Raw genomic sequence first — 21,077 nt, 5'->3', positions numbered from 1 at the left:
AAGACAGATAAAAGGGGCAAAAGTGAATTTGCAGATTTGCCTGTAAACATTCTCTGCCTTCTCAACATTATTACAAAAAGCATGATGTTTATCTAAAAATTTCCAAAATACATTTATTACTCTTACATTTGTAGGAATGGAAGAATTTGTCGTTTTAGTAAATCCTGAAGATGAAGTTTTAGGGCTGATGGAAAAACAGCAGGCTCACATCAATGGCCTGTTACACCGTGCTTTTTCTGTATTTCTGTTCAACAGTAAAGGAGAAATGCTTCTTCAGAAAAGGGCTTCAGGCAAATACCATTCTCCCAATCAATGGACCAATGCTGTGTGTTCACATCCAAGACATGGGGAAACCTATAAGGAAGGAGCAATACGCAGATTAAAGGAAGAACTCGGAATTGAGGCAGAACTTTCGGAAAAATTCAATTTTATTTATAAAGCAGATGTAGGTAGCGGCCTTTGGGAGCACGAGCTGGATCATGTATTTGTGGGAAACCATGAAGCTGATTTCAATCTGAATAAAGAAGAAGTGGAAGATGTAAGGTTTATTTCCCCGGAAAATCTGGACAGAGAAATCTCTGAACATCCTGAAAACTTTACAGAATGGTTCAAAATCATCCTCGAAGAATATAAACACCATTTTTAATGATGAAAAAAATATTGCTTTTTTCTGCAATTGTAACGGGAAGTCTGTTTTTTGCCCAAAAAGCAAAAGTATACGAAAATTCCAACTACTCTATTAACGTTCCTGACGGGTGGAAATCTACGAATGACAGTGAGATCATCAATATTTTTCCTACCAGCCAGATTGGGGCTATTACGATTTCGGAATATCATGATTTAGCACTTTCAAAAGAAGAAGTTAAAAAATTCATCCTGGCACTTTATCCGTCACAAGATCAAGTAAACAAAGTAAAAGATAAAAGGAGCCAAAAAGGATATACAGAATATCTATATGAACACTTTGATGAAAAAGAGAAGCTGTTCTGGATAACCAAAGTTTTTCAAAAAGACAAAAACTTATATTTAGTTTCCATCAACTGTGGCCAGAAATTCTGGAACGGAAACTACATGACCCAATTCAATGAGACTTTTAACAGTTTTAAAATAAAGAAATAAAATTAAATATGAAGAAAACAGCCTTGTACGACAAACATGTTTCTTTGGGAGCTAAGATCGTACCTTTCGCGGGTTTTGAAATGCCTGTTCAATATTCAGGGGTTACAGAAGAGCACTTTGCAGTAAGAGAAAAAGCAGGATTATTTGATGTTTCCCACATGGGACAGTTTTTCATCGAAGGGCCGGGTTCAAAAGATCTTTTACAGTTTGTAACGACCAATAATGTAGATGCTCTGGAAAATGGAAAAGCTCAGTATTCTTGTCTTCCAAACGAAAACGGAGGAATTGTAGATGACCTTATCGTTTACAAAATGGAAGATGACAAATATTTCGTGGTTGTAAATGCATCTAACATTGACAAAGACTGGAATCATATTTCAAAATACAATACTTTCGGGGCTAAAATGACTAATGCTTCTGATGAAATGTCATTATTGGCAGTTCAGGGGCCTAAAGCAACGGAAATCCTTCAAAAGCTTACAGAGGTAAATCTTTCAGAAATTCCTTACTACCATTTCACAGTGGGAAGTGTTGCAGGAGAAAATAATGTGATTATTTCAAACACCGGATATACAGGAAGCGGTGGTTTTGAGATTTATTTCAATAACGAAAGTGCTGAAAAACTTTGGGATGCGGTAATGGAAGCAGGTAAAGAAGAAGGAATTATTCCTTGTGGATTGGCTGCCAGAGATACTTTAAGATTAGAAAAAGGGTTCTGTCTTTACGGAAATGACATTGATGATACTACTTCTCCTATTGAAGCTGGTTTAGGATGGATCACTAAGTTTGATAAAGACTTCGTTTCTAAAGATACTTTCGCAAAACAGAAAGAGGAAGGTGTTACAAGAAAATTAGTAGCTTTCGAACTTACAGACAAAGGAGTTCCAAGACATGATTATCCTGTAGTAGATGCTGAAGGAAATGTAATTGGAAAAGTAACTTCAGGAACACAGTCTCCAATGAAGAAAATCGGTTTGGGTCTTGCGTATGTAGACAAGCCTCTTTTCAAATTAGGATCTGAAATCTTTATTCAGGTAAGAAACAAGAACATTCCTGCAAAAGTGGTAAAAGCTCCTTTTGTATAATTGTTCAAGAAGATATTGACAAAAAAAGGATGTTCTCTACTTTGAGACATCCTTTTTTTATTCATTATTATACATCAAATTCAGGTTTCAGCTTTACTGGAATTCCGATACAGGAAAAATAAACCCAGCCTATAAAAACCAGCTGAAGTGGAATTCTGTACCATAAATAAGACACTCCACTTCCTGAAAAGTCCCCCGCCTTCATATTCACATGTTCCCATGCAGCATATATATTGGCAGGAAGGATGAGAACAAAAAACACAATGAGCAACCAGCCAATGGTTTTCTGAAATCCCGGAATCAACAATGCTGCCGCTCCGATAATTTCCAAAAAACCGGTTGCATACACCATTTCTGTTTTATAAGGTATGATTTGAGGAATCATCAATGCCATTCCCTGTGTATATACAAAGTGGGCAATTCCGGCAGTTAAAAGCATCACCGCCATAGCGATTCTGGCTGAAAGAGCAAATTCATACTCTTTACGGGTCAGTTTAAAAATGATCAGGGAGATGATCAGAACGATAGGTAAAATAGCTTCAGGCATTTCTTTTTTTTGCAAAGTTCTGCCATCCATTCAGGCAAAACAATGAACCCAGGTTAAGAAATTCTACGCCTGATTCTACTGAGGGCTTGTGGAGTGATCCCAATATAAGATGCAATATATTTCAAGGGAATATACTTTAAAATATCCGGCTGTTCTGAAAATAAGGCGAGATACCGTTCTTCGGCGGTTTGGGTCAGCAATGATATTTCTCTTTTAAAATTATCCAGATAAAGCCCTTCACTGGCAAATCTCCCAATCTTATTTCCTATTTCTGTTTTCTCATAGACTGTATTGAGATCCTGATGTGAAATACGCCAAAGCACAGTTTCTTCAAGGGCCTGAATATGATAACTGCAGGGTTTCCGCGTAAGAAAAGAGTCGTAAGCACTCACAAACTCTCCGGCAAACGAAAATGAAAATGTAAAATCATCTTCTTCCCTAGGAATATAAAACCTTACACTTCCCTTTTCTATAAAAGCAAGATAATTTTCCGTTTTTCCGGCAGTGATCAGATGTTGTTTCCGGGAAAACTTCTGTCTTTCAAGTTTTGATGAAAATAACTCCCAATCCTGATCAGACATTGTAACTGATTTTTCAAAATAAGTCCGGATCTGTTCCATTTAAATATTAAAATTAAGAAGAGTAAAATTAGGATTTAACCTTTAAAAACAAAAAAAAGAGACCATAACAGCCTCTTTTTACATTTAATTACAGATACAGCAGACTTTTCTGTCCGGACTACAGGCATCGCCTACTCCCGGTGTATTGGAAATTACTCCGCCTGCGGGCCCACATAAAGTAAAGCAGTTAACAATAAGAGGTCTCAATCCTCCATTAATGTTCTTTAATGCAGCTCTGTTAAGATTCTTTGTTTTTGAAAAGTTTGTTTTCATATTGTAAATTTTGGTGATTACAAATATAAACATTCAAACACAAAACCGATAATAATCAAACACTTATAAAATTAGAGCATTTTAATTAGGATATAAAAATGTCCTGCTCAATAATGAAAGTTATCATTACTGAGCAGGACAGATTAGCTATTTAAAGTCTTATAAGTTAATTTACCCCAAAGAATTTCTGTAATTCTTCAACATTTTTCTTATCATTTCCTACGAAAATCTCCTTATCTGTAATAAAAACTGGTCTTTTCAGAAAAGTATAATGGTCTAATAAAAGTTCTTTAAAATCTTTTTCTGTTAAGGATTTTACATCTAATCCTCTTAATTTGATCTGAGTAGATTTTTTACTGAACAACGCTTCATATGATTTTGTTTTTTTATGCATTTCCGCCAATTCTTCTTTCGAGATTGGTTCTTTTTTGATTTCTCGAAGTTCCCAGCCTGTAAGATCAAATTGGGCTAAAATTTTTCTGCAGGTATCACATGTGTTGAGATAAAATACTTTCTTCATTACGGTTTCTAAATCTGTTATGGGTTAAAATTCTCTTTCATCGAAAGTTTCGTCTTTCAAAAGTAGGATTTAATCTAAAACTTTGGAAATTATTAAATAACTTTATTAAAATTTTATAAAGATGCAGAACAAGCCTATTACTTTTCAGTTTATTTCGGAGCCTTCAGATGTTAATTACGGAGGAAATGTACATGGAGGAAGTGTTATGAAATGGATTGACCAGGCCGGTTATGCATGTGCGACAACCTGGAGTGGTAATTATTCCGTCACAGTATATGTAGGCGGAATCCGTTTTTATGACCCTATTAAAATTGGTGAAGTGGTAAAAGTAGATGCCCAGGTAATCTATACGGGAACTTCAAGTATGCATATCGCCATCAATGTTTTTTCAAGAAACCTGAAACAGCCAAATTTTGAGAAAAAAACCCACTGTATCATTGTTTTTGTTGCTGTAGATGAAAATGGGAAAAAACTGCCTGTACCCAAATGGATACCGGAAACAGAGGGAGAAAAACAGCAGGAAATATATGCAAAACGTCTGATGGAATTAAGAACACAGATTGAGGATGAGATGAAACCTTTTTTATAATGGAAAGAAAAGATTTCATCAGACTTTCTTCATTGGGATTTTTGGGTTTGTATTCTTGTGGAGTTTCAAATTTAAATATGAATAAAAAACCATTAGCCATTCAACTGTACACTGTTCGTGATTCCATTGCTAATAATCTCGAGAAGACTTTTGAAAAACTGGCAGAACTTGGTTTTACAGCATTTGAAATCTATGGTTATGACGGAAAGTTTTTCGGAAAAACAGCAAAAGAATTTAAACATATTTTGTCTGCTCATGGTTTAAAGGTGATCAGTTCACATCATCAAACCGGAATTACAGACCTTAAAGATGGAACTCTTTTGAAAAACTGGAATACAACGTTGGATGATCTCAGCATTATTGGTTCTACATATGCAGTTTGCTCCTACCTTCCCGAAGCGGAAAGAACACTTGAAAATTATAAAAAACTTCCTGACATTCTTGAAAATGCAGGAAATCTCTCCAAACGAAACGGAATTCAGCTGGCTTATCATAATCACGATTTTGAATTTCTAAAGATGGATGAAAGGAATAATTTTTATGATTACATTTTAGAAAATACTTCATCAGATGCAGTTAAGATGGAGCTGGATTTATATTGGATTTCAAAAGCAGGTTTAGATCCGTTACTTTATTTTGAAAAATATCCGAAAAGATTTCCATTGTGGCATGTGAAAGATATGAAAGCAGGAACAAAAGATTTTGCAGAAATCGGAAACGGAACCCTTGATTTTAAAAAAATTTTCGAAGCCAGAGAAAAAGCAGGATTGAAACATTGGTTTTTGGAACAGGATTCCAGTGATAAAGATATTTTTGACAGCATAAAGATGAGTAAAAAGTATATTCTTGAACATTCTTATTTTAATGAAACTTGAATCTAAAGATATTTAATCATGAAAAATATTTTACAACTCTTTTGCTTACTGATTATTATTTCTTTGAACTCACAAACCCATCGATTTATTTATGAGCTTCAATTAAAAATGGATTCTACGGAATCTGAATATCAGAAATTCAACATGATTTTAGATATTAATCCGAAAGAGGTAAAATTTTACGGAAGAAATCTTCTTATCGCAGATTCTTTGAATAAAAAATTCGGAAACATGGACAATAAACACGTTGATATGACCGGACAAGTGGTAAAAAGAAAGATAAACACTAATGAAAATGAAAATTTTATCAATATAAAATTTGGATATTACTCCTTTAAAACCAATGATAAAATAAAGTGGAATATTTCCAGCGAAACCAGACATGTTCAGCAATATACATTACAAAAAGCAACGGCTGAGTTTGGTGGAAGAAGCTGGATTGCCTGGTTCAATAAAGAGATCCCATTTAATGAAGGTCCTTTTAAATTTTCAGGACTTCCAGGTTTGGTATTTGAAATCTCTGATACAAAGAAAAATTTCATTTATCATCTTATCAAAAGTCAGGAGCTGACAGAGACATATGCTACCGATAACTTTCTTGAATCCAATTTCGGAAATAAAGCTATTCCCATCAATGAAAAACAGAAATATAAACTGATCATGGAGTTTTACAATGATCCTTTTGCTTTTGAAAGAAACAATTTCAGCAAATCCAACAACGACCTGAAAATAAATATCAACGGAAAAGAGATCCGCAATGTGGATGAGCTGAACACTCAGACCAAAAGCATGCAGGAAGTGATAAGAAAGTACAACAATCCGCTTGAGATTGATAAGGCCATACATTATTAAAAACATAGAAGTTGTTTAGCGACTTTATCTTTTATCTTTTATCTTTTATCTTTTATCTTTTATCTTTTATCTTTTATCTTTTATCTTTTATCTTTATTCATATATTTGCATGAACAAAAGGAAATGGTGTTCTTCCTTACCCAACCGCTTTACAAAAGCTGATGACGCCTGATTAAAAGATTATTAACAAATAACTAATCAGGATTATTATGTCAAAAAGTCAAAGAACACTTGGTAAAAAAGCAGTATTCCACACTCATTTTTTCTTCAGAAAATTTCCGTCGCTGCCTTATATTTTAAAATGGCTGTGTATTAGTACCATTATTGGCGCATTGGTAGGAACAGCTTCTGCAGGATTTCTTCAATCATTGGAATGGGCAACGAATTTCAGGGAAAATCATCTCTGGCTGATTGCTTTGCTTCCTGTGGCAGGATTTCTGATAGGACTTCTCTATTATTACTTCGGAAAAGATGTGGAAGCGGGAAACAACCTGCTGATTGATACTATTCATGAGCCCAAAGAAATTATTCCGTTCAAGATGGCACCTTTTGTGTATCTCGGAACAATGGCAACCCATTTTTTCGGAGGTTCTACAGGCCGTGAAGGAACAGCTCTTCAAATGGCAGGTGCTATTGCTGATCAGCTTGCGAAACCTTTTAAACTTGACAGAAATGAAAGAAAAATATTAATTATTGCGGCTATTGCGGCCGGGTTTGGTTCTGTTTTCGGAACTCCACTGGCGGGAGCAGTGTTTGGTCTTGAGGTTTTTCTGATCGGAAGAATCCGTTATAATGCCATCTTTCCGGCATTCGCTTCTGCAATTCTGGCAGACTGGGCTACTAATCTCTGGAATGTAAAACATACCCATTATCATATTGATTTTATCCCAAAACTTGAGTTTTTACCGATTCTATACAGTATTCTGGCAGGAATAATCTTTGGAATATGTGCCGCTGCTTTCAGTAAAATCATTCACTGGATGGGTTCTGTTTTCAAATCAAAAATTACATATCCACCCTTTCGTCCTGTAGCAGGCGGAGTTATCATTGCCCTGGCAGTTTTTGCAATGGGTACCACCCGATATATCGGATTAGGAATTCCTGTGATTGTAGAATCTTTTGAAAAGCAGCTTCCTTTGTATGATTTTGCTTTAAAAATGATTTTTACTATTGTTACACTTTCAGCTGGATTCAAAGGTGGAGAAGTTACCCCGTTGTTCTTTATCGGGGCAACTTTAGGCAGTGCTTTATCTGTCTTTATTCCATTGCCGTTCGGATTACTGGCAGGGATGGGATTTGTGGCAGTATTTGCCGGAGCAACCAATACTCCTTTGGCCTGTATGCTGATGGGAATCGAATTATTTGGAGCAGAATGTGGTGTATACATAGCCATTGCCTGTGTTGTATCTTATCTTCTTTCAGGGCACAATAGTATTTATACCCAACAGAAAATCGGAGACGCGAAAAACAGAAGATTTGAAAGTCAGCAGGATAAGTCTGTTTCGGATTTTTTATGAGCCGTTTTCTTGTTGCTTGTTGCTAGTTGTTTTTGTTGCTGGTTACCTACAACCTTAAACTCTAAACCTTAAACCCTCCCACTCTCCAACACCTCTTTCTCCATTTCCAACTATAATTCGTAATTTTACCCCATGTTCGATTACAGATTAAAAGTTTTCCATACGGTAGCTTCCCGATTAAGTTTCACTAAAGCTTCAGAAGAGCTTCATATTTCACAACCTGCTGTTACCAAACACATTAAAGAAATTGAAACTCAGATAGGTGCCAAGCTATTTGACCGTAAAGGAACTTCTATTCAGCTTACTCAGAGCGGAAAGATTCTGTATGAACATGCAGAAAAGATCAGAAGTATCTACCGTGACATGGAATTTGAAATCAGCCAGATCAGTCAGCAGCATAAAGGAAAACTGATTATCGGGGCCAGTACAACCGTTGCACAGTATATTTTACCTGAAATTTTAGCCAAATTCAATTCTTATTATAAAGATATTAAGATTGAGCTTCTTACGGGAAATACAGAAACGATCTCAACACTTTTAAAAGAAGAAAAAATAGATCTGGGTATTATTGAAGGAGAATCACAGTCTTCTTATTTTGAATACAGGACTTTTAAGCCTGATGAAATTGTTCTGGCAGCAAAATCAGACCATCCTCTTGCCCATAAAACTTTAAACTTAAAAGATCTCTATCATCTGGATCTGATCTTCAGAGAACAGGGTTCCGGAACACTTGAGTTTATACAAAACAGGCTTAAAGAGAAAGACATCAATATCCATGAACTGAATACCGTTATGCAGCTGGGAAGCAGTGAGAGTATCAAAAACTATCTTCTTCACTCGGAATGTATGGCATTTCTATCGATCAGCACGATCCTCAACGAACTTAAGAATAATGTACTGGCTGTCATTGACATCAAAAACTTCAGTATTGAAAGAGATTTTCATTTTATTCTGCCTAAAGGACAACAATCTGAGCTGATTAAGCTTTTCCTGAGATTTGCAGAGTAATCCTCTTATGATGTAAAAATCTATTAATAATAGAAAATCCTATTATTTTTTAGCATGGTTATTAAAAATATACAAAGCTTTTAAGTTTTGGCTAAAGCCAATGCAATTTTTAAAATTTATTTGGCTGGGCTAAAGCTCAACCTTATTGATGTAGTCAAGCAAATAGTAAATTTAACGACAAGATCTTTCATCTTTCATCTTTCATCTTTCATCTTTCATCTTTCATCTTTTATCTTTATTAATTATAACTTTTAGTTATCCAATATAACAAAATACGATTTACTTTGTAATACTATTTTCCAGAATTTTGGTGCAGATTTTAAAAGTTCGCATTATGAAAGATTTCATCCAAAATGAAATGATCCGAAAAGTATTTTTTATTGTATTGGCAGTTCTATGTCTTACTCCGCTTATATCTTCGCCAATTGCTCTGGTTTTGGGATTTGCTCTGGCTGTTTTTATAGGAAATCCGTTTGAGAAACACCTTCATCACTACATCCATTTGCTCCTGCAGATTTCGATTGTCGGTCTGGGATTCGGATTGAAACTGGATGAAGCTCTTCATGCTGGAAAAACAGGATTGATGTTAACGGTTATAAGTATTGTTACAGTAATGGTATTGGGATATTTCCTGGGAAAAGTATTTAAACTGGAAAGACCTTTATCTTATCTTATTTCTGCAGGAACCGCTATTTGTGGAGGGAGTGCAATTGCTGCAATATCTCCTATTATCAAACCGAGCACGAAACAAATTTCACTTGCTTTAGCTATTGTTTTTACATTAAATTCTATTGCATTGTTTGTTTATCCTGCCATAGGACATTTGCTGAATCTTTCACAGGAACAGTTTGGGCTTTGGTGTGCAGTTGGAATTCATGACACAAGTTCTGTTGTGGGTGCCGCCAGCAAATATGGGGATGAAGCATTGAAAATAGCAACGACTGTAAAATTGGCACGTGCCCTTTGGATCATTCCGGTTTCATTGATCACGATGTTCATTTTTAAAAGTAAAGATTCAAAGATAAAAATTCCGTGGTTCATCGGTTATTTTATTGCGGCCATTCTTCTGAATACGTATTTCCCGTTTCTTGACCGTTTCAGTACTTCTATAACTGTTTTAGCAAAATCCGGACTGAATCTAACCTTGTTTTTCATAGGTTCTACTCTTTCTCTTCAAACCCTGAAATCAATAGGATTAAAGCCTTTACTAACCGCTGTACTCCTTTGGATTACTATAAGTGTTGGCAGTCTTCTTTATATTATCCATTAAAATGAGCAGAACCCTTTTGATATCAAAAGGGTTCTGCATATTAAATGTGGAAATGTTTATTTCGTATTGAAATAATTTCTTTAGATTGCGGCGTCACCACAAGTATAGACCTGTGGACAACCGATATACTGTACGCAATACCATGGTCCTGTTACTGATCCTGAGCAGCTGCATCCACAAAGAGATAAATCAGGGTTACCGCTTATTCCTCCTGTGATATTTTTTAGATCTTGCTTTCTTAATTTTTTAGCGTTTTTCATAATGTTCATGTGATTTAGTTTGATTAAACAATATAGTTTTAGTTACCTTCCAAAGTTAAACAAATATTAATTACACGCAACAAAAATCACTATAAAAATTAATAATTTATTGATTATAACGTTATTATTATATTAAAAATAAGAAATAACCTTTTTATTTTTTTAAACAGTTTAAATTATTCTGTAAATTCAAGATCGCGGTCGTGGGTTTCAGAAATAGTAAGTGAAGAATAAAATGCAAGTCCAAATACCACGACTCCCACTATCGCCGCGCTCTCCACAACCGGAAAATGACCTTTAAGAGAATCAAAAGCAAAAATCATAACCGGCACCAATCCTCTTACCATATTAGGTACCGTTGTTGTTGCGGTATTTCTGATATTAGTCCCGAACTGTTCTGCAGCCAGTGTCACAAACATGGCCCAATATCCTGTTCCGAAACCAAGCCATACACAAAACAGATAGTATTTTGTTTCTGTATTGGTATTACCGAATAACATCACTGCTACCCCAATCAGAGTAAAGATCAGCATATAGAAGATGGCCATTTTCCGGGATTTTAAAGCATGGGAAATAAATCCGCTCAATAGGTCACCCACAGAAATCCCTACATATGCCCACATAATTGCTTTTCCTGGGTTGATCTCTTTAATTCCTAATTCAGGGGCAAACTGATTGGCTAAAACAGCCAGAATCCCTATACAATACCATGTAGGCAATCCTACAGCAATACATTTTAAGTATCTTGTCAATCTTTCTTTATTGGTAAAAAAGGACAGAAAATTTCCTTTTGAGACATTTTTATGTTCAATATTCTTATAAATTCCGGATTCGGACACACTTATTCTCAGTATCAATAACATAATTCCCATGATACCACCGATAATATAAGAGATATTCCAGCCACCGGCCAGTTCTACCGTAAGCTGAGCCACTACAGCTCCCATTAATCCAAAACCGGCAACAACCGAGGTCCCGATTGCTCTCAAACTCTTCGGCAGGCTTTCAGAAACCAGCGTAATTCCCGCTCCAAGCTCTCCGGCAAGCCCAATACCTGCAATAAACCTCAAACCGGCATATTGGTACAACAAATGTTCTTTTGGAAAATAAGGAAGAAAACCGCAGGCAATATTAGCTAAGGAATACACTAAAATAGATCCGAAGAGTACGGAAAGCCTTCCTTTTTTATCTCCGAAAATACCCCAGAAAACGCCTCCCATGAGAAGACCTACCATCTGACAGTTCAGAATAAAAGTTCCGTCAGCATCCGGATTAAGTCCCAGAGCTTTTAAACTTGGTATTCTAACGATTCCGAATAAAAGGAGATCATAAATATCTACAAAATAGCCTAAGGCAGAAATAATAACGGGAATTGAGAAAATGTACTTCAGTTTTGAAGACATGGACAGTTCTTGCATTTTTAAGTTTTGATAAAAATAAAAAACCTTTCAATTTCTTGAAAGGTTTTTATCAAATATCTTTTTCTGATTATTATCTGGCAATATTCACAGCTCTCGTTTCTCTGATTACTGTTACTTTTACCTGTCCAGGATAAGTCAGTTCATTCTGAATTTTCTCAGAGATATCGTAAGAAAGTTGAGAAGCTACTTCATCGTTCACTTTTCCGCTCTCTACCATTACTCTTAGTTCTCTACCCGCCTGGATTGCATAAGCACTGGAAACTCCGTCAAAGCTTAATGCTGCAGATTCAAGGTCTTTTAATCTCTGGATATAAGATTCCAGCACCTGTCTTCTTGCCCCCGGTCTTGCTCCTGAGATTGCATCTGCAACCTGAATGATTGGAGATAATAAAGACTTCATTTCAATTTCGTCGTGGTGAGCTCCAATAGCGTTTACTACTTCAGGGTTTTCACCATATTTCTCAGCCCACTGCATTCCTAACAAAGCGTGTGGTAATTCTGATTCCTGCTCAGGAACTTTACCGATATCGTGTAAAAGACCTGCTCTTTTTGCTAATTTTACGTTTAATCCTAACTCAGCAGCCATAGTTGCAGCAATGTTTGCTACTTCTCTTGAGTGCTGCAGTAAGTTTTGTCCGTAAGAAGAACGGTATTTCATTCTACCTACGATTTTGATCAATTCAGGGTGTAATCCGTGGATTCCTAAATCAATGATGGTTCTCTTACCTACTTCAATGATTTCCTCTTCGATCTGTTTTCTAGTTTTTTCAACTACTTCTTCGATTCTTGCCGGGTGAATTCTACCATCGGTTACCAATCTGTGAAGTGATAGTCTTGCAATTTCCCTTCTTACAGGGTCAAAGCATGAAAGAAGGATAGCTTCCGGGGTATCATCAACGATGATTTCAACTCCTGTTACGGCTTCTAAAGCACGGATATTTCTACCTTCTCTACCGATAATTCTACCCTTTACTTCATCGGATTCAATATTGAAAACGGATACTGAGTTTTCAATAGCCTGCTCAGTTCCGATTCTCTGAATCGTTTGGATAACGATTTTTCTCGCTTCATTTTTAGCATTCATCTGAGCTTCTTCCATAATGCTCTGAACATGTGCCTGTGCTCTTGTTTTTGCTTCCGCTCTCATGGTTTCTACCAATTCTGCTTTAGCTTCATCAGCGGTATAATTAGAGATTTTTTCAAGTATTTCTACTTTCTTAGCGTTAGCTGTATCTAATTCCTGCTGTTTTCTTTCAAGGATTTCGGTCTTCTTAGCATAATCTGCAATTTGCTTATCCAGATCTTTTTCAAGCTTTCCTGTCTTGCTAAGTTCATCATTCAGCTTATGCTCCTTGTCTTTCGTTCTCTTTTCAACTTCCTGCATTTTCTTTTCACGGGACTGAATGTCTGCATCATGCTGAGATTTCAGTTCCAGGAATTTTTCTTTTGCCTGAAGGTTCTTTTCTTTCTTTATGGATTCAGCTTGTACATTAGCTTTTTCTATAAGGTTTTCGGCGTTTTTCTTAGCATCATCTATGATGAATTTTGCCTTAGTATTCAGAGAGCTTTTTGAGAAAAACATTCCCACTACAGCCCCGATTACTAAACAAACAACACCGACTATAACTTCTATCATAATTTATATTGAGTTTTAATTGTATTCATATCCTTGTTAAATAAAAAAAGCCCACAATAATCCAGAGATTGAGAGTAAACTCCTAATCAACACGATTTGAACTGATTTCCACTGTCTGTAATCCGGAAATCCGGCACGCCATTCGATGGACATTTGTTCGGTAATTGTTTAGCGTTGAGTTTACCTTTAATGTGTTAGAATTATTGTAGGCAGTAATTTTTCAGGAAAAAAAATCTATTTCCCGATTTCATTCAACGACTGATTAATCTGCGTTAACCTTTCGTTGGTAGAATTAATATTTTTTTCGTAGTTCAGAGAAACTACTTCTGCATTGGTTCCCAGTTTCAGGGCACACATTGCCAAAGCATCCTGTTTATCTCTTACATCGAAGTTCTGTTCAAAATCTTTAATCATATTCTCGATCTGCTTCCCTACTTTACGCAAAGTTTCCTCCTCTGCTGCCGGTACGTTCAGCGGATACACTCTTCCTGCAATGTTGACGGTTATTCTCCTTATCTCCATTATAATCCACTGTTTTGAAGCTGAGCAATACAGAAATCAATTTCTTTCACCAATCTGTTGATATGGTTTTTCATTAATCTATTGTGTTCAGGATTTCCTGATATTGCTGAATAAAGCTTTATATTTTTTTGTTCTTCTGCTAATACCTGATTCTTTCTTCTTTCCTCATCATACTTCTTCTTCAACTCTTCATGCTCAATATTTAATTCTTTTAAATTTTCCGTAAGATTTTTATAGTTCTTTTGCAGAGTCGAAATCTTTCTCTCTAATTCTGAAAAATTGTTTTCTAAATCTTGAAGCATTTCAGGTTTGTATATTCTAACTAAAAGCAAAAATAAAAAAATAATAACACTAACAAAAATAAAACGCTCTATATTTTGAAATACAAACAAAAAAGGAGGTGCTAATGCACCTCCTATGTATTTTCAATGGAATATTTTTATTCAAATTTCAGAACAAACATTACGGCTCTTGTCTGTAATGTTGAAATTGCAGAAGCCCAGTAAGGAGGTGTAGTAGCATTATCAGCCACTTTCTCGTTGTTCATGAAGAATGTTCCTCTTACAGCTGGAGTCAGTTTAAATTTGTTGAAATAAAACTGAATTCCCATTTCTGCAGACCATGCAAAGTTGTGGGTAGTTGATCTGTAGATCCCCTGCATGTTATCATCTGTGGAAGTTGAGTTAGACTGAAGGTTTACAACATAGTTCACCCCTGCGGCAATATAAGGTCTTGAATTGTACCATCTTTGTCCATGAAGTTCCAACATTACAGGAACGTCAATTAATGTGGATTTAATTTCTCTTACTTTATCCTTTTCCTGTAAAGGGAATGGCATAAAAGGAGGATTGGTTAAAGAACCACCTGCATAAATGTCATTGGATTGAGTATTAAAAGTCAACTGTCTTTGAGCAAACTGTAAACCTGGTTCTATCCTTACATCAAGATAATCATTCAGTCTCCATTTTGCAATAAGCCCGGCACCGAAACTATAGCTTTCCTTGGATGTAACAAGGTTTTCATTATCATTCATCCCGTATTTCGGATGCAAAACAATGCGGTAATCCAGTCTGTTCCCGTTCAAATAAAAACCCCAACTGAATTTCTGCTCGTCGAAATCTTCCAACTTATCCATTCTGTTTCGGGTTCTGAATTGCGCGTTTGCAAAAACGGCAACATTTACTGAGGTTAAAACCAGTGCTTTTAATAGAAATTTATTCATAGGTTACTTTGTTGCTTTATAAATTGTGGCTATACCTAAACTTAATTTTTTATATTCTACTTTCTTAAATCCCGTATCTAAAAGAATTTGCTTCATCTTCTCCCCGAAAGGAAAAGCATTTACAGAATCCGGAAGGTATGTATACGCCCTATTATCCTTAGAAACCAATCTGCCAATGGCAGGCAATATATTTTTGAAATAAAACATATAAAATGGTCCCATGAAACCCTCAACCTTTGAAAACTCCAGTATATAAACACTTTTGTTATCTTTAACTACTCTTCTTAACTCTGCTAAACCTTTGGTAAGATTCTCAAAATTCCTTACTCCAAATGCAACGGAAACAGCATCAAATCTATTGTCCTCGAAAGGTAAATTTTCTGCATCCCCTTTTTGCATGGAAATTTTGCCGTCTAATTTAAGTTTTTTTATTTTAATAACGCCAACATTCAGCATTTGTTGTGATAAATCTAATCCAACTACTTTAGAACCGGTTCCTTTTTCAATGGTAATTGCCAGATCTCCCGTTCCTGTAGCCACATCCAGCACTTCCTGCGGATTATCATTTTTCATCCATTTTACCAGTTTATTTCTCCACAAAATATCAATTTTCATGGATAAAACACGGTTCAGAAGGTCATACTTCGGTGCAATATTGTCGAACATATCCTCTACCTGGCTTTTTTTTGTAGCCTCTGAATTGTAGGGAGTAACTTTGGTAATATCTTTTGTCAAAACTTAAAACTTGTAATATTCTTTATAATAATTTAGGTAATCCTGCTTTCTGAAGATTTTAGATCGGGATTCCACTTTCTGGATATTCTTGATCACTTTATCATAATCTTCATCTACATTGTAATAAAAATCTTCTGTGTAAAGCTTATTGAAGCGTCTGGCTCCTCCGTAATAATCCTTTCCATCAATGACCGTTTTATCAAGGTTTGCCAGCAACGAATCTTTTTTAAGATTGTATCCGTAATACTGGTCATTTACGTAGTAATCCTGGTGTGTAATATTAATCAGACCACGAAGCTTATTCACTTCAAATGCTGAATCGTAAAGCATTTTTTTGTTCTGATCAAAAACCTGAATAGAGTTTTTCCCTTTATTCAAATCCACATGCACATACTGCCCGGCAGAGATAACTCCTTCAGATCCGTTATTGATCTTAAAGTAATACGTATTCGGGGTAGGATTATCTACAACATAATAATTCTTCTTGGCTAAAAAAAGGAAGTAGATCCCAAAGGCAATGATAAACACCACAGCTGCAATAAGTAAGCCTTTTAAGGACGAGTTGTTTTTCATAGATTGTAAAGTACAATTTTTGCAAATTTAATAATATTTTTAATTCTCCGTTATTAATATTAATTATTAACTTTGCATCTTTAAAAAAATCATATAAACGAATGCCGAATACGATCATTATTGGCTCTGGATCTTATATTCCGAACAGAGTTATTGGTAGAGATTACTTCATGAATTCCGAGTTCTACACAGAAGACGGAGTAAAGATTGAAAAGCCTGTGGAAGAGACCATTGCGAAATTTGTAGAGATTACAGAAATCGAAAACAGGAGATTCATTGAAGATGATCTTTCCAACTCACAAATCGGTTATGAAGCTGCAAAAATTGCCCTTGAGGATGCAAAAGTGGATGGTGAAGAATTGGATTATATCATTTATGCAAGCAATTTCGGGGAAGTTACTGAAAACGGATATGCTGATTTTATGCCAACAATGGCAGCAAGAGTAAAGAATAAACTGGGCATTAAAAACAGAAAATGCGTAACGTATGATATGATTTTCGGATGTCCTGGATGGGTAGAAGCTATGATTTTGTCTGATAATTTAATTAAAGCTAAAGTTGCCAAAACAATTCTTGTCATCGGCGCTGAAACTTTAAGCAGAGTAACAGATCCATATGACAGAAACAGAATGATCTTTGCTGATGGTGCCGGAGCCGTAGTGGTAAAAGCAACTGACGAAGAGAATGTAGGAATTATTGCCCACAACACAATCTGTGACAACGGCCCGGAATTAAACTACCTTGAAAATCAACCTTCTATCAATAAAGAAGCAGATCAGAAGCGCCTTTATGTAAGAATGCTGGGAAGAAAGATTTACGAATACGCTCTTAAAAATGTACCGGATGCTATCAAAGACACCATTACAGATGCAGGTCTTTCTATTGAAGATATAGATAAAATCTTAATTCACCAGGCAAACGCTAAAATGGATTACGCTATGATTGAAAGACTTCACAGGTTGTATGACATCAAAGAATACGATCATGCGATCTCTCCTATGACGATTCAGGATCTTGGAAACACTTCTGTAGCAACAATTCCTACCATGTATGATTTAATAATTAAAGGAAAAATGGAAGGTCAATCGTTTAAAGAGAATGGGAACATTGTGATGACTTCGGTAGGTGCCGGAATGAACATCAATGCTCTCGTTTACAGATTTCCTTAAAATATTTAATAAACAAAAAAAATATAAAAGCACAGGGAAGTTATTCTTTGTGCTTTTTTTAATCAGAACATGCAAAAGAATTTTTTAATTATCGCTGGAATCTTCCTGTTTTTGGAAGTTTATATTTATCAGGCTATCAGAACACTCACTGATAATTCATGGATAAGAATCGGATATTGGGTACTCTCTTTAGCCGTATATGGAATTTTCGCTTACGAAGTTACCCACTTCCAAAGATCAGACAGAAGTACGGTAAGAGCTCAGATTATGATCTCTTTGTTCTTAATTTTCATCCTTCCTAAAATTTTTGTAGTTCTGTTTTTATTAATTGATGATATTTTCAGAACCGGAGGATACCTGATCGGTTTTACAAAACCTTCAGAAAATTTCTTTCCGGAAAGAAGGAAATTCCTGAGCATCGTAGGCCTGGGAATGGGAGGCGTTCTTTCTGCTCTTTTCATAGACGGAATTACTTTTGGTAAATACCGCCATACCGTAAGAAGAGTAAGGGTAAAATTCAATAATCTTCCGAAAAGTTTCAAAGGATATAAAATTATCCAGATTTCTGACGTTCACAGTGGAAGCTTCTCCGATCCCGGCAAATTACAGCACGCCATTGATCTTATTAATGAACAAAAACCTGACCTGGTATTATTCACCGGAGACATGGTGAATAACGTTGCGGATGAGTTCAAACCATTTATTCCGCTGTTTTCAAAAATCCAGGCTAAAGACGGCAAGTTTGCCGTATTAGGAAATCACGACTATGGAGATTATGTATCCTGGGAGTCACCCACAGCTAAAAAAGAAAACCTTGACACTTTGATTAGTTATGAAAAGCAGGCAGGTTTTGATATGCTGAGAAATGAACACAGAGTCATCGAAAAAAATGGAGAAAAAATATACATTCTGGGCGTTGAAAACTGGGGATTAAAACCATTTCCTCAATTCGGAAAAATAGATGACGCTTTAAAAAACGTACCGGAATCAGCTACAAAGATATTAATGAGCCATGACCCTACCCACTTTGATTATGTGGTGAAAAAGCACCCTACAAACATCCACCTGACCCTTTCAGGACATACGCATGGGATGCAGTTTGGGCTGGATCTTAAAAATATAAAATGGTCACCTGTTCAGTACCGATACCCAAAATGGGCCGATTTATATGAAAGCGAAGGAAAGCTACTGTATGTAAACAGAGGATTCGGAGTACTGGGATATCCGGGAAGAGTGGGTGTATTGCCGGAGATTACACTTTTTGAGCTAAGCTAGTTAAAGTTCAAGGTTTAAGGTTTAAGGTTTAAGGTTTAAGGTTTAAGGTTTAAGGTTTAAAGTTAGAGGTTTAGAAATTTAATATCTCTGTTATCATGAGAAACAGTCTCCTCACTCCCCGCCACCTAATACCTATTACCTGCAGCCTATCATCTACTCCCTAAAAAATATAATCTTTCATACGGGAGGTAGCCATTTCCCTGTCATTGAGAAAAGTAAGGAGGGCATCTAGTTTGTCCTCCATTTTTTTACCCGAAAATAAGCTCCGGTAAAAAGGGATATCAAAACGGTATTTCTTGAAATCTGTAAACTGCCATGTGTTCAGGTAAATCAGTACAAATTCTTCATTCTGCAATGTTTCCAGGACCATATTCTGGTAATACTTCATCGGCAGAATCTGAAACACGAAATCATTATAGGGAAGCTGACTGTAAGGAGAGATACTTTCAGGAACAATACTTAGTCCGTCCTCTTCTGTAATTTCCGTATCTCTTTTGAGTCTTTTGAAAGGAAAAAGAATATTGGCATTGTCGATATTGGAAACATAATTAAATTCCATCAGCTTCAAAATTTCCTGTGAAACCTTTACATCTTTTTGACGAATTCCTCTGATCTGTTTTTCCAGCAGATTCTGAATATTCTTTTTAGCATTTTCAATTTCTTCAGGATTTGAGTCTTTATTATAAAAAGCAATTTCATGCCCTTTGGATGAAATTGCTTTTATTAAATTCTGAAGTTTTCCGATAAGAGAAACCTCTACGAAAAAACTTGATTTGATATCATGAATATCTAAAATTCTAAGAATTGCTCTGGTATTATTTTCTATAATTTTCAATCGCTCATCATCAGTTATTTGGGAGCCGTTTTTTACTTCAGCTTCAATACAGGTGATGTTAAAAGTCAATAATACCATTTAAATTAAAATTTATATAAATTATATAAAATATTATAAATCAGATGTTAAAACAATTGTTAATTAAAGTATTACTTTATATTATTAATTCTTGCTTAATTTTATCTTCAGATTCTTGATCATATCCTTAGTCATTTCAGAAATTCCGAAATCATAAGTAAGACCCCAGTCTTTTTTGGCGACTGAATCATCAATAGAAGCCGGCCATGAATCTGCAATTGCCTGTCTGAAATCCGGGTTATAATCAATAGCAAAATCAGGAATTTCTTTCTTGATTTCTGCTGCCAATTCTTTTGGAGTAAATGACATTCCACCTAAATTATAAGAAGAGCGAACAGATAAACTTTCTTTCGGAGCATCCATTAATTTCAAGGTTGCATTGATGGCATCGTCCATATACAACATCGGCATTCCTGTATCTTCGGAAATGAAACTTGTATACTTTCCATCTTCAATTGCTTTATAGAAAATCTCAACAGCATAGTCAGTAGTTCCACCCCCTGCCGGAGTTTTCCATGAGATCAATCCAGGATATCTGATACTTCTTACATCTACACCATATTTATCGAAATAGTATTCACACCACTTCTCCCCTGCCATTTTGGAGATCCCATAAACCGTTGTAGGATTCAACACTACATCTTGTCCCACATCATGTTTTGGAATTCCTTTTCCAAATACAGCGATAGAACTTGGCCAGAAGATCTTTTTCAGAAGCCCTTCTTTCGCCATTTCACAAAAATGAAGCAATGGCTCAAGATTCAGTTTCCAGGCAAAAACAGGCTGCTTTTCCGAAGTTCCGGATAAAAGCGAAGCCAGGTGATACACTGTAGTGATATCGTAATCTTTAATCACCTGTCTTACCAATTGTGTATTGGTAACATCCATTCTTTCATAGTGTCCGGCAGAAGTAATTCCTTCCTGCCATCTGTCCAATCCTGAAGCAACAACGTTCTCCGCTCCGTGGATTTCAACAAGTCTGTTCGTAAGTTCGGTACCAATTTGTCCCAAGGCACCTGTAATCAGTATTCTTTCCGTATAGGATTCCATTTTTCAGATTTTTTTAGAATTGTACA

Annotated in this window: 25 protein-coding genes and 1 riboswitch; of the genes, 11 read left to right on the top strand and 14 right to left on the bottom strand. The window is 35.8% G+C overall.

All coding sequences use genetic code 11. The features are described 5' to 3' along the window. Nucleotides 1–136 precede the first annotated feature (136 nt). The 3 genes from idi to gcvT are packed head-to-tail and all read left to right on the top strand — an operon-like array spanning nt 137 to nt 2,204. Nucleotides 137–646 (top strand): isopentenyl-diphosphate Delta-isomerase, encoded by a 510-nt coding sequence (idi, locus tag KYG33_RS22335; RefSeq protein ID WP_077415064.1) that lies wholly within the window; start codon nt 137–139, stop codon nt 644–646. Continuing rightward, nucleotides 646–1,119: a hypothetical protein gene (locus tag KYG33_RS22330; protein ID WP_219072441.1), complete on the top strand. Its 474-nt coding sequence runs from the start codon at nt 646–648 to the stop codon at nt 1,117–1,119. The genes idi and KYG33_RS22330 overlap by 1 nt, the downstream gene beginning before the upstream one ends. Nucleotides 1,120–1,127: 8 nt before the next feature. Beyond that, on the top strand, nt 1,128–2,204 hold the full coding sequence (gene gcvT / locus KYG33_RS22325) for a glycine cleavage system aminomethyltransferase GcvT (RefSeq protein WP_047383418.1): 1,077 nt from the start codon (nt 1,128–1,130) through the stop codon (nt 2,202–2,204). Between the two features lie 67 nt (nt 2,205–2,271). On the opposite strand, the gene KYG33_RS22320 is transcribed toward gcvT, so the two are convergent. From KYG33_RS22320 to KYG33_RS22305, 4 genes are all read right to left on the bottom strand, one after another. Next, nucleotides 2,272–2,751, bottom strand: coding sequence for a hypothetical protein (locus KYG33_RS22320; RefSeq protein WP_180565538.1), 480 nt, complete (start codon nt 2,749–2,751; stop codon nt 2,272–2,274). 53 nt (nt 2,752–2,804) lie between these two features. Further along, nucleotides 2,805–3,371, bottom strand: coding sequence for a Crp/Fnr family transcriptional regulator (locus KYG33_RS22315; RefSeq protein ID WP_077415070.1), 567 nt, complete (start codon nt 3,369–3,371; stop codon nt 2,805–2,807). 84 nt (nt 3,372–3,455) lie between these two features. Beyond that, nucleotides 3,456–3,644, bottom strand: a complete 189-nt coding sequence (locus KYG33_RS22310; RefSeq protein WP_180565537.1) for a hypothetical protein — start codon at nt 3,642–3,644, stop codon at nt 3,456–3,458. Between the two features lie 166 nt (nt 3,645–3,810). Beyond that, a complete protein-coding gene (locus KYG33_RS22305; RefSeq protein ID WP_180565536.1) occupies nt 3,811–4,164 on the bottom strand; it encodes an arsenate reductase family protein in 354 nt (117 codons plus the stop codon). Between the two features lie 121 nt (nt 4,165–4,285). Here KYG33_RS22305 and KYG33_RS22300 point away from each other — a divergent pair, with 121 nt between their 5' ends. The 6 genes from KYG33_RS22300 to KYG33_RS22275 all read left to right on the top strand — a co-directional run bounded on the left by KYG33_RS22300 (nt 4,286) and on the right by KYG33_RS22275 (nt 10,275). Further along, nucleotides 4,286–4,753 (top strand): acyl-CoA thioesterase, encoded by a 468-nt coding sequence (locus KYG33_RS22300; RefSeq protein WP_077415078.1) that lies wholly within the window; start codon nt 4,286–4,288, stop codon nt 4,751–4,753. Continuing rightward, nucleotides 4,753–5,628: a sugar phosphate isomerase/epimerase family protein gene (locus KYG33_RS22295; RefSeq protein ID WP_219072440.1), complete on the top strand. Its 876-nt coding sequence runs from the start codon at nt 4,753–4,755 to the stop codon at nt 5,626–5,628. Before KYG33_RS22300 ends, KYG33_RS22295 begins: the two co-directional genes overlap by 1 nt. 18 nt (nt 5,629–5,646) lie before the next feature. Continuing rightward, nucleotides 5,647–6,480 carry a GLPGLI family protein gene (locus KYG33_RS22290; protein WP_077415082.1) on the top strand — a complete coding sequence of 278 codons (834 nt, stop codon included), beginning with the start codon at nt 5,647–5,649 and terminating at the stop codon, nt 6,478–6,480. A gap of 110 nt (nt 6,481–6,590) precedes the next feature. After that, a riboswitch (Fluoride riboswitch) is annotated at nt 6,591–6,658 on the top strand. A gap of 31 nt (nt 6,659–6,689) precedes the next feature. Continuing rightward, nucleotides 6,690–7,997, top strand: coding sequence for a voltage-gated chloride channel family protein (locus KYG33_RS22285; RefSeq protein WP_219072439.1), 1,308 nt, complete (start codon nt 6,690–6,692; stop codon nt 7,995–7,997). Between the two features lie 132 nt (nt 7,998–8,129). After that, nucleotides 8,130–9,005, top strand: coding sequence for a LysR family transcriptional regulator (locus KYG33_RS22280; protein WP_077415084.1), 876 nt, complete (start codon nt 8,130–8,132; stop codon nt 9,003–9,005). 334 nt (nt 9,006–9,339) lie between these two features. Continuing rightward, complete coding sequence (locus KYG33_RS22275; RefSeq protein WP_077415086.1) at nt 9,340–10,275, top strand: YeiH family protein; 936 nt, start codon at nt 9,340–9,342, stop codon at nt 10,273–10,275. Between the two features lie 80 nt (nt 10,276–10,355). Here the strand turns inward: KYG33_RS22275 and KYG33_RS22270 are convergent, their stop codons facing one another. The 8 genes from KYG33_RS22270 to KYG33_RS22235 all read right to left on the bottom strand — a co-directional run bounded on the left by KYG33_RS22270 (nt 10,356) and on the right by KYG33_RS22235 (nt 16,644). Beyond that, nucleotides 10,356–10,535, bottom strand: coding sequence for a hypothetical protein (locus KYG33_RS22270; RefSeq protein ID WP_228408709.1), 180 nt, complete (start codon nt 10,533–10,535; stop codon nt 10,356–10,358). Between the two features lie 176 nt (nt 10,536–10,711). Continuing rightward, nucleotides 10,712–11,953 (bottom strand): MFS transporter, encoded by a 1,242-nt coding sequence (locus KYG33_RS22265; RefSeq protein ID WP_077415088.1) that lies wholly within the window; start codon nt 11,951–11,953, stop codon nt 10,712–10,714. Nucleotides 11,954–12,026: 73 nt separating this feature from the next. Further along, nucleotides 12,027–13,592: a ribonuclease Y gene (rny, locus tag KYG33_RS22260; RefSeq protein ID WP_047376862.1), complete on the bottom strand. Its 1,566-nt coding sequence runs from the start codon at nt 13,590–13,592 to the stop codon at nt 12,027–12,029. Nucleotides 13,593–13,826: 234 nt separating this feature from the next. Further along, nucleotides 13,827–14,114: a cell division protein ZapA gene (locus KYG33_RS22255; protein WP_077415090.1), complete on the bottom strand. Its 288-nt coding sequence runs from the start codon at nt 14,112–14,114 to the stop codon at nt 13,827–13,829. After that, nucleotides 14,114–14,506, bottom strand: coding sequence for a hypothetical protein (locus KYG33_RS22250; RefSeq protein ID WP_228408711.1), 393 nt, complete (start codon nt 14,504–14,506; stop codon nt 14,114–14,116). Before KYG33_RS22250 ends, KYG33_RS22255 begins: the two co-directional genes overlap by 1 nt. Nucleotides 14,507–14,553: 47 nt before the next feature. Then, nucleotides 14,554–15,336: a porin family protein gene (locus KYG33_RS22245; protein ID WP_047423525.1), complete on the bottom strand. Its 783-nt coding sequence runs from the start codon at nt 15,334–15,336 to the stop codon at nt 14,554–14,556. Between the two features lie 3 nt (nt 15,337–15,339). After that, nucleotides 15,340–16,002, bottom strand: coding sequence for a bifunctional demethylmenaquinone methyltransferase/2-methoxy-6-polyprenyl-1,4-benzoquinol methylase UbiE (gene ubiE, locus KYG33_RS22240; protein WP_129036908.1), 663 nt, complete (start codon nt 16,000–16,002; stop codon nt 15,340–15,342). Nucleotides 16,003–16,074: 72 nt separating this feature from the next. After that, the gene (locus KYG33_RS22235) at nt 16,075–16,644 is read right to left on the bottom strand and encodes a hypothetical protein (RefSeq protein WP_077415092.1); all 570 of its coding nucleotides are present in this window, start codon (nt 16,642–16,644) and stop codon (nt 16,075–16,077) included. Nucleotides 16,645–16,745: 101 nt separating this feature from the next. Between KYG33_RS22235 and KYG33_RS22230 the strand changes: the two genes are divergently transcribed. Further along, nucleotides 16,746–17,813 carry a 3-oxoacyl-ACP synthase III family protein gene (locus KYG33_RS22230; protein ID WP_219072438.1) on the top strand — a complete coding sequence of 356 codons (1,068 nt, stop codon included), beginning with the start codon at nt 16,746–16,748 and terminating at the stop codon, nt 17,811–17,813. A gap of 69 nt (nt 17,814–17,882) precedes the next feature. Next, nucleotides 17,883–19,088: a metallophosphoesterase gene (locus tag KYG33_RS22225; protein WP_077415096.1), complete on the top strand. Its 1,206-nt coding sequence runs from the start codon at nt 17,883–17,885 to the stop codon at nt 19,086–19,088. Nucleotides 19,089–19,248: 160 nt separating this feature from the next. On the opposite strand, the gene KYG33_RS22220 is transcribed toward KYG33_RS22225, so the two are convergent. Together KYG33_RS22220 and KYG33_RS22215 are read right to left on the bottom strand one after the other, a co-directional pair. After that, entirely contained in the window at nt 19,249–20,001 is a 753-nt protein-coding gene (locus KYG33_RS22220; RefSeq protein ID WP_077415098.1) for a polysaccharide deacetylase, read from the bottom strand. A gap of 84 nt (nt 20,002–20,085) precedes the next feature. Beyond that, nucleotides 20,086–21,051: an NAD-dependent epimerase/dehydratase family protein gene (locus KYG33_RS22215; protein ID WP_219072437.1), complete on the bottom strand. Its 966-nt coding sequence runs from the start codon at nt 21,049–21,051 to the stop codon at nt 20,086–20,088. Nucleotides 21,052–21,077 lie beyond the last annotated feature (26 nt).

This window comes from Chryseobacterium sp. D764 (assembly GCF_019317325.1).
Classification (GTDB): Bacteria; Bacteroidota; Bacteroidia; order Flavobacteriales; family Weeksellaceae; genus Chryseobacterium.
Note: the sequence above shows the minus strand (reverse complement) of the source record. Positions and strands in the feature narration are given on the sequence as shown.

Bases quoted from the DNA above. Each gene is read 5' to 3' on its own strand.
- KYG33_RS22230 (WP_219072438.1), top strand. From the start codon at position 16,746: ATGCCGAATACGATCATTATTGGCTCTGGATCTTATATTCCGAACAGA.
- rny (WP_047376862.1), bottom strand. From the start codon at position 13,592: ATGATAGAAGTTATAGTCGGTGTTGTTTGTTTAGTAATCGGGGCTGTA.
- KYG33_RS22295 (WP_219072440.1), top strand. From the start codon at position 4,753: ATGGAAAGAAAAGATTTCATCAGACTTTCTTCATTGGGATTTTTGGGT.
- gcvT (WP_047383418.1), top strand. From the start codon at position 1,128: ATGAAGAAAACAGCCTTGTACGACAAACATGTTTCTTTGGGAGCTAAG.
- KYG33_RS22305 (WP_180565536.1), bottom strand. From the start codon at position 4,164: ATGAAGAAAGTATTTTATCTCAACACATGTGATACCTGCAGAAAAATT.
- KYG33_RS22235 (WP_077415092.1), bottom strand. From the start codon at position 16,644: ATGAAAAACAACTCGTCCTTAAAAGGCTTACTTATTGCAGCTGTGGTG.
- KYG33_RS22280 (WP_077415084.1), top strand. From the start codon at position 8,130: ATGTTCGATTACAGATTAAAAGTTTTCCATACGGTAGCTTCCCGATTA.
- idi (WP_077415064.1), top strand. From the start codon at position 137: ATGGAAGAATTTGTCGTTTTAGTAAATCCTGAAGATGAAGTTTTAGGG.
- KYG33_RS22270 (WP_228408709.1), bottom strand. From the start codon at position 10,535: ATGAAAAACGCTAAAAAATTAAGAAAGCAAGATCTAAAAAATATCACA.
- KYG33_RS22320 (WP_180565538.1), bottom strand. From the start codon at position 2,751: ATGCCTGAAGCTATTTTACCTATCGTTCTGATCATCTCCCTGATCATT.
- KYG33_RS22265 (WP_077415088.1), bottom strand. From the start codon at position 11,953: ATGCAAGAACTGTCCATGTCTTCAAAACTGAAGTACATTTTCTCAATT.
- KYG33_RS22220 (WP_077415098.1), bottom strand. From the start codon at position 20,001: ATGGTATTATTGACTTTTAACATCACCTGTATTGAAGCTGAAGTAAAA.
- KYG33_RS22290 (WP_077415082.1), top strand. From the start codon at position 5,647: ATGAAAAATATTTTACAACTCTTTTGCTTACTGATTATTATTTCTTTG.
- KYG33_RS22330 (WP_219072441.1), top strand. From the start codon at position 646: ATGATGAAAAAAATATTGCTTTTTTCTGCAATTGTAACGGGAAGTCTG.
- KYG33_RS22215 (WP_219072437.1), bottom strand. From the start codon at position 21,051: ATGGAATCCTATACGGAAAGAATACTGATTACAGGTGCCTTGGGACAA.
- KYG33_RS22225 (WP_077415096.1), top strand. From the start codon at position 17,883: ATGCAAAAGAATTTTTTAATTATCGCTGGAATCTTCCTGTTTTTGGAA.
- KYG33_RS22245 (WP_047423525.1), bottom strand. From the start codon at position 15,336: ATGAATAAATTTCTATTAAAAGCACTGGTTTTAACCTCAGTAAATGTT.
- KYG33_RS22255 (WP_077415090.1), bottom strand. From the start codon at position 14,114: ATGGAGATAAGGAGAATAACCGTCAACATTGCAGGAAGAGTGTATCCG.
- KYG33_RS22310 (WP_180565537.1), bottom strand. From the start codon at position 3,644: ATGAAAACAAACTTTTCAAAAACAAAGAATCTTAACAGAGCTGCATTA.
- KYG33_RS22315 (WP_077415070.1), bottom strand. From the start codon at position 3,371: ATGGAACAGATCCGGACTTATTTTGAAAAATCAGTTACAATGTCTGAT.
- KYG33_RS22300 (WP_077415078.1), top strand. From the start codon at position 4,286: ATGCAGAACAAGCCTATTACTTTTCAGTTTATTTCGGAGCCTTCAGAT.
- KYG33_RS22285 (WP_219072439.1), top strand. From the start codon at position 6,690: ATGTCAAAAAGTCAAAGAACACTTGGTAAAAAAGCAGTATTCCACACT.
- KYG33_RS22275 (WP_077415086.1), top strand. From the start codon at position 9,340: ATGAAAGATTTCATCCAAAATGAAATGATCCGAAAAGTATTTTTTATT.
- ubiE (WP_129036908.1), bottom strand. From the start codon at position 16,002: ATGTTCGACAATATTGCACCGAAGTATGACCTTCTGAACCGTGTTTTA.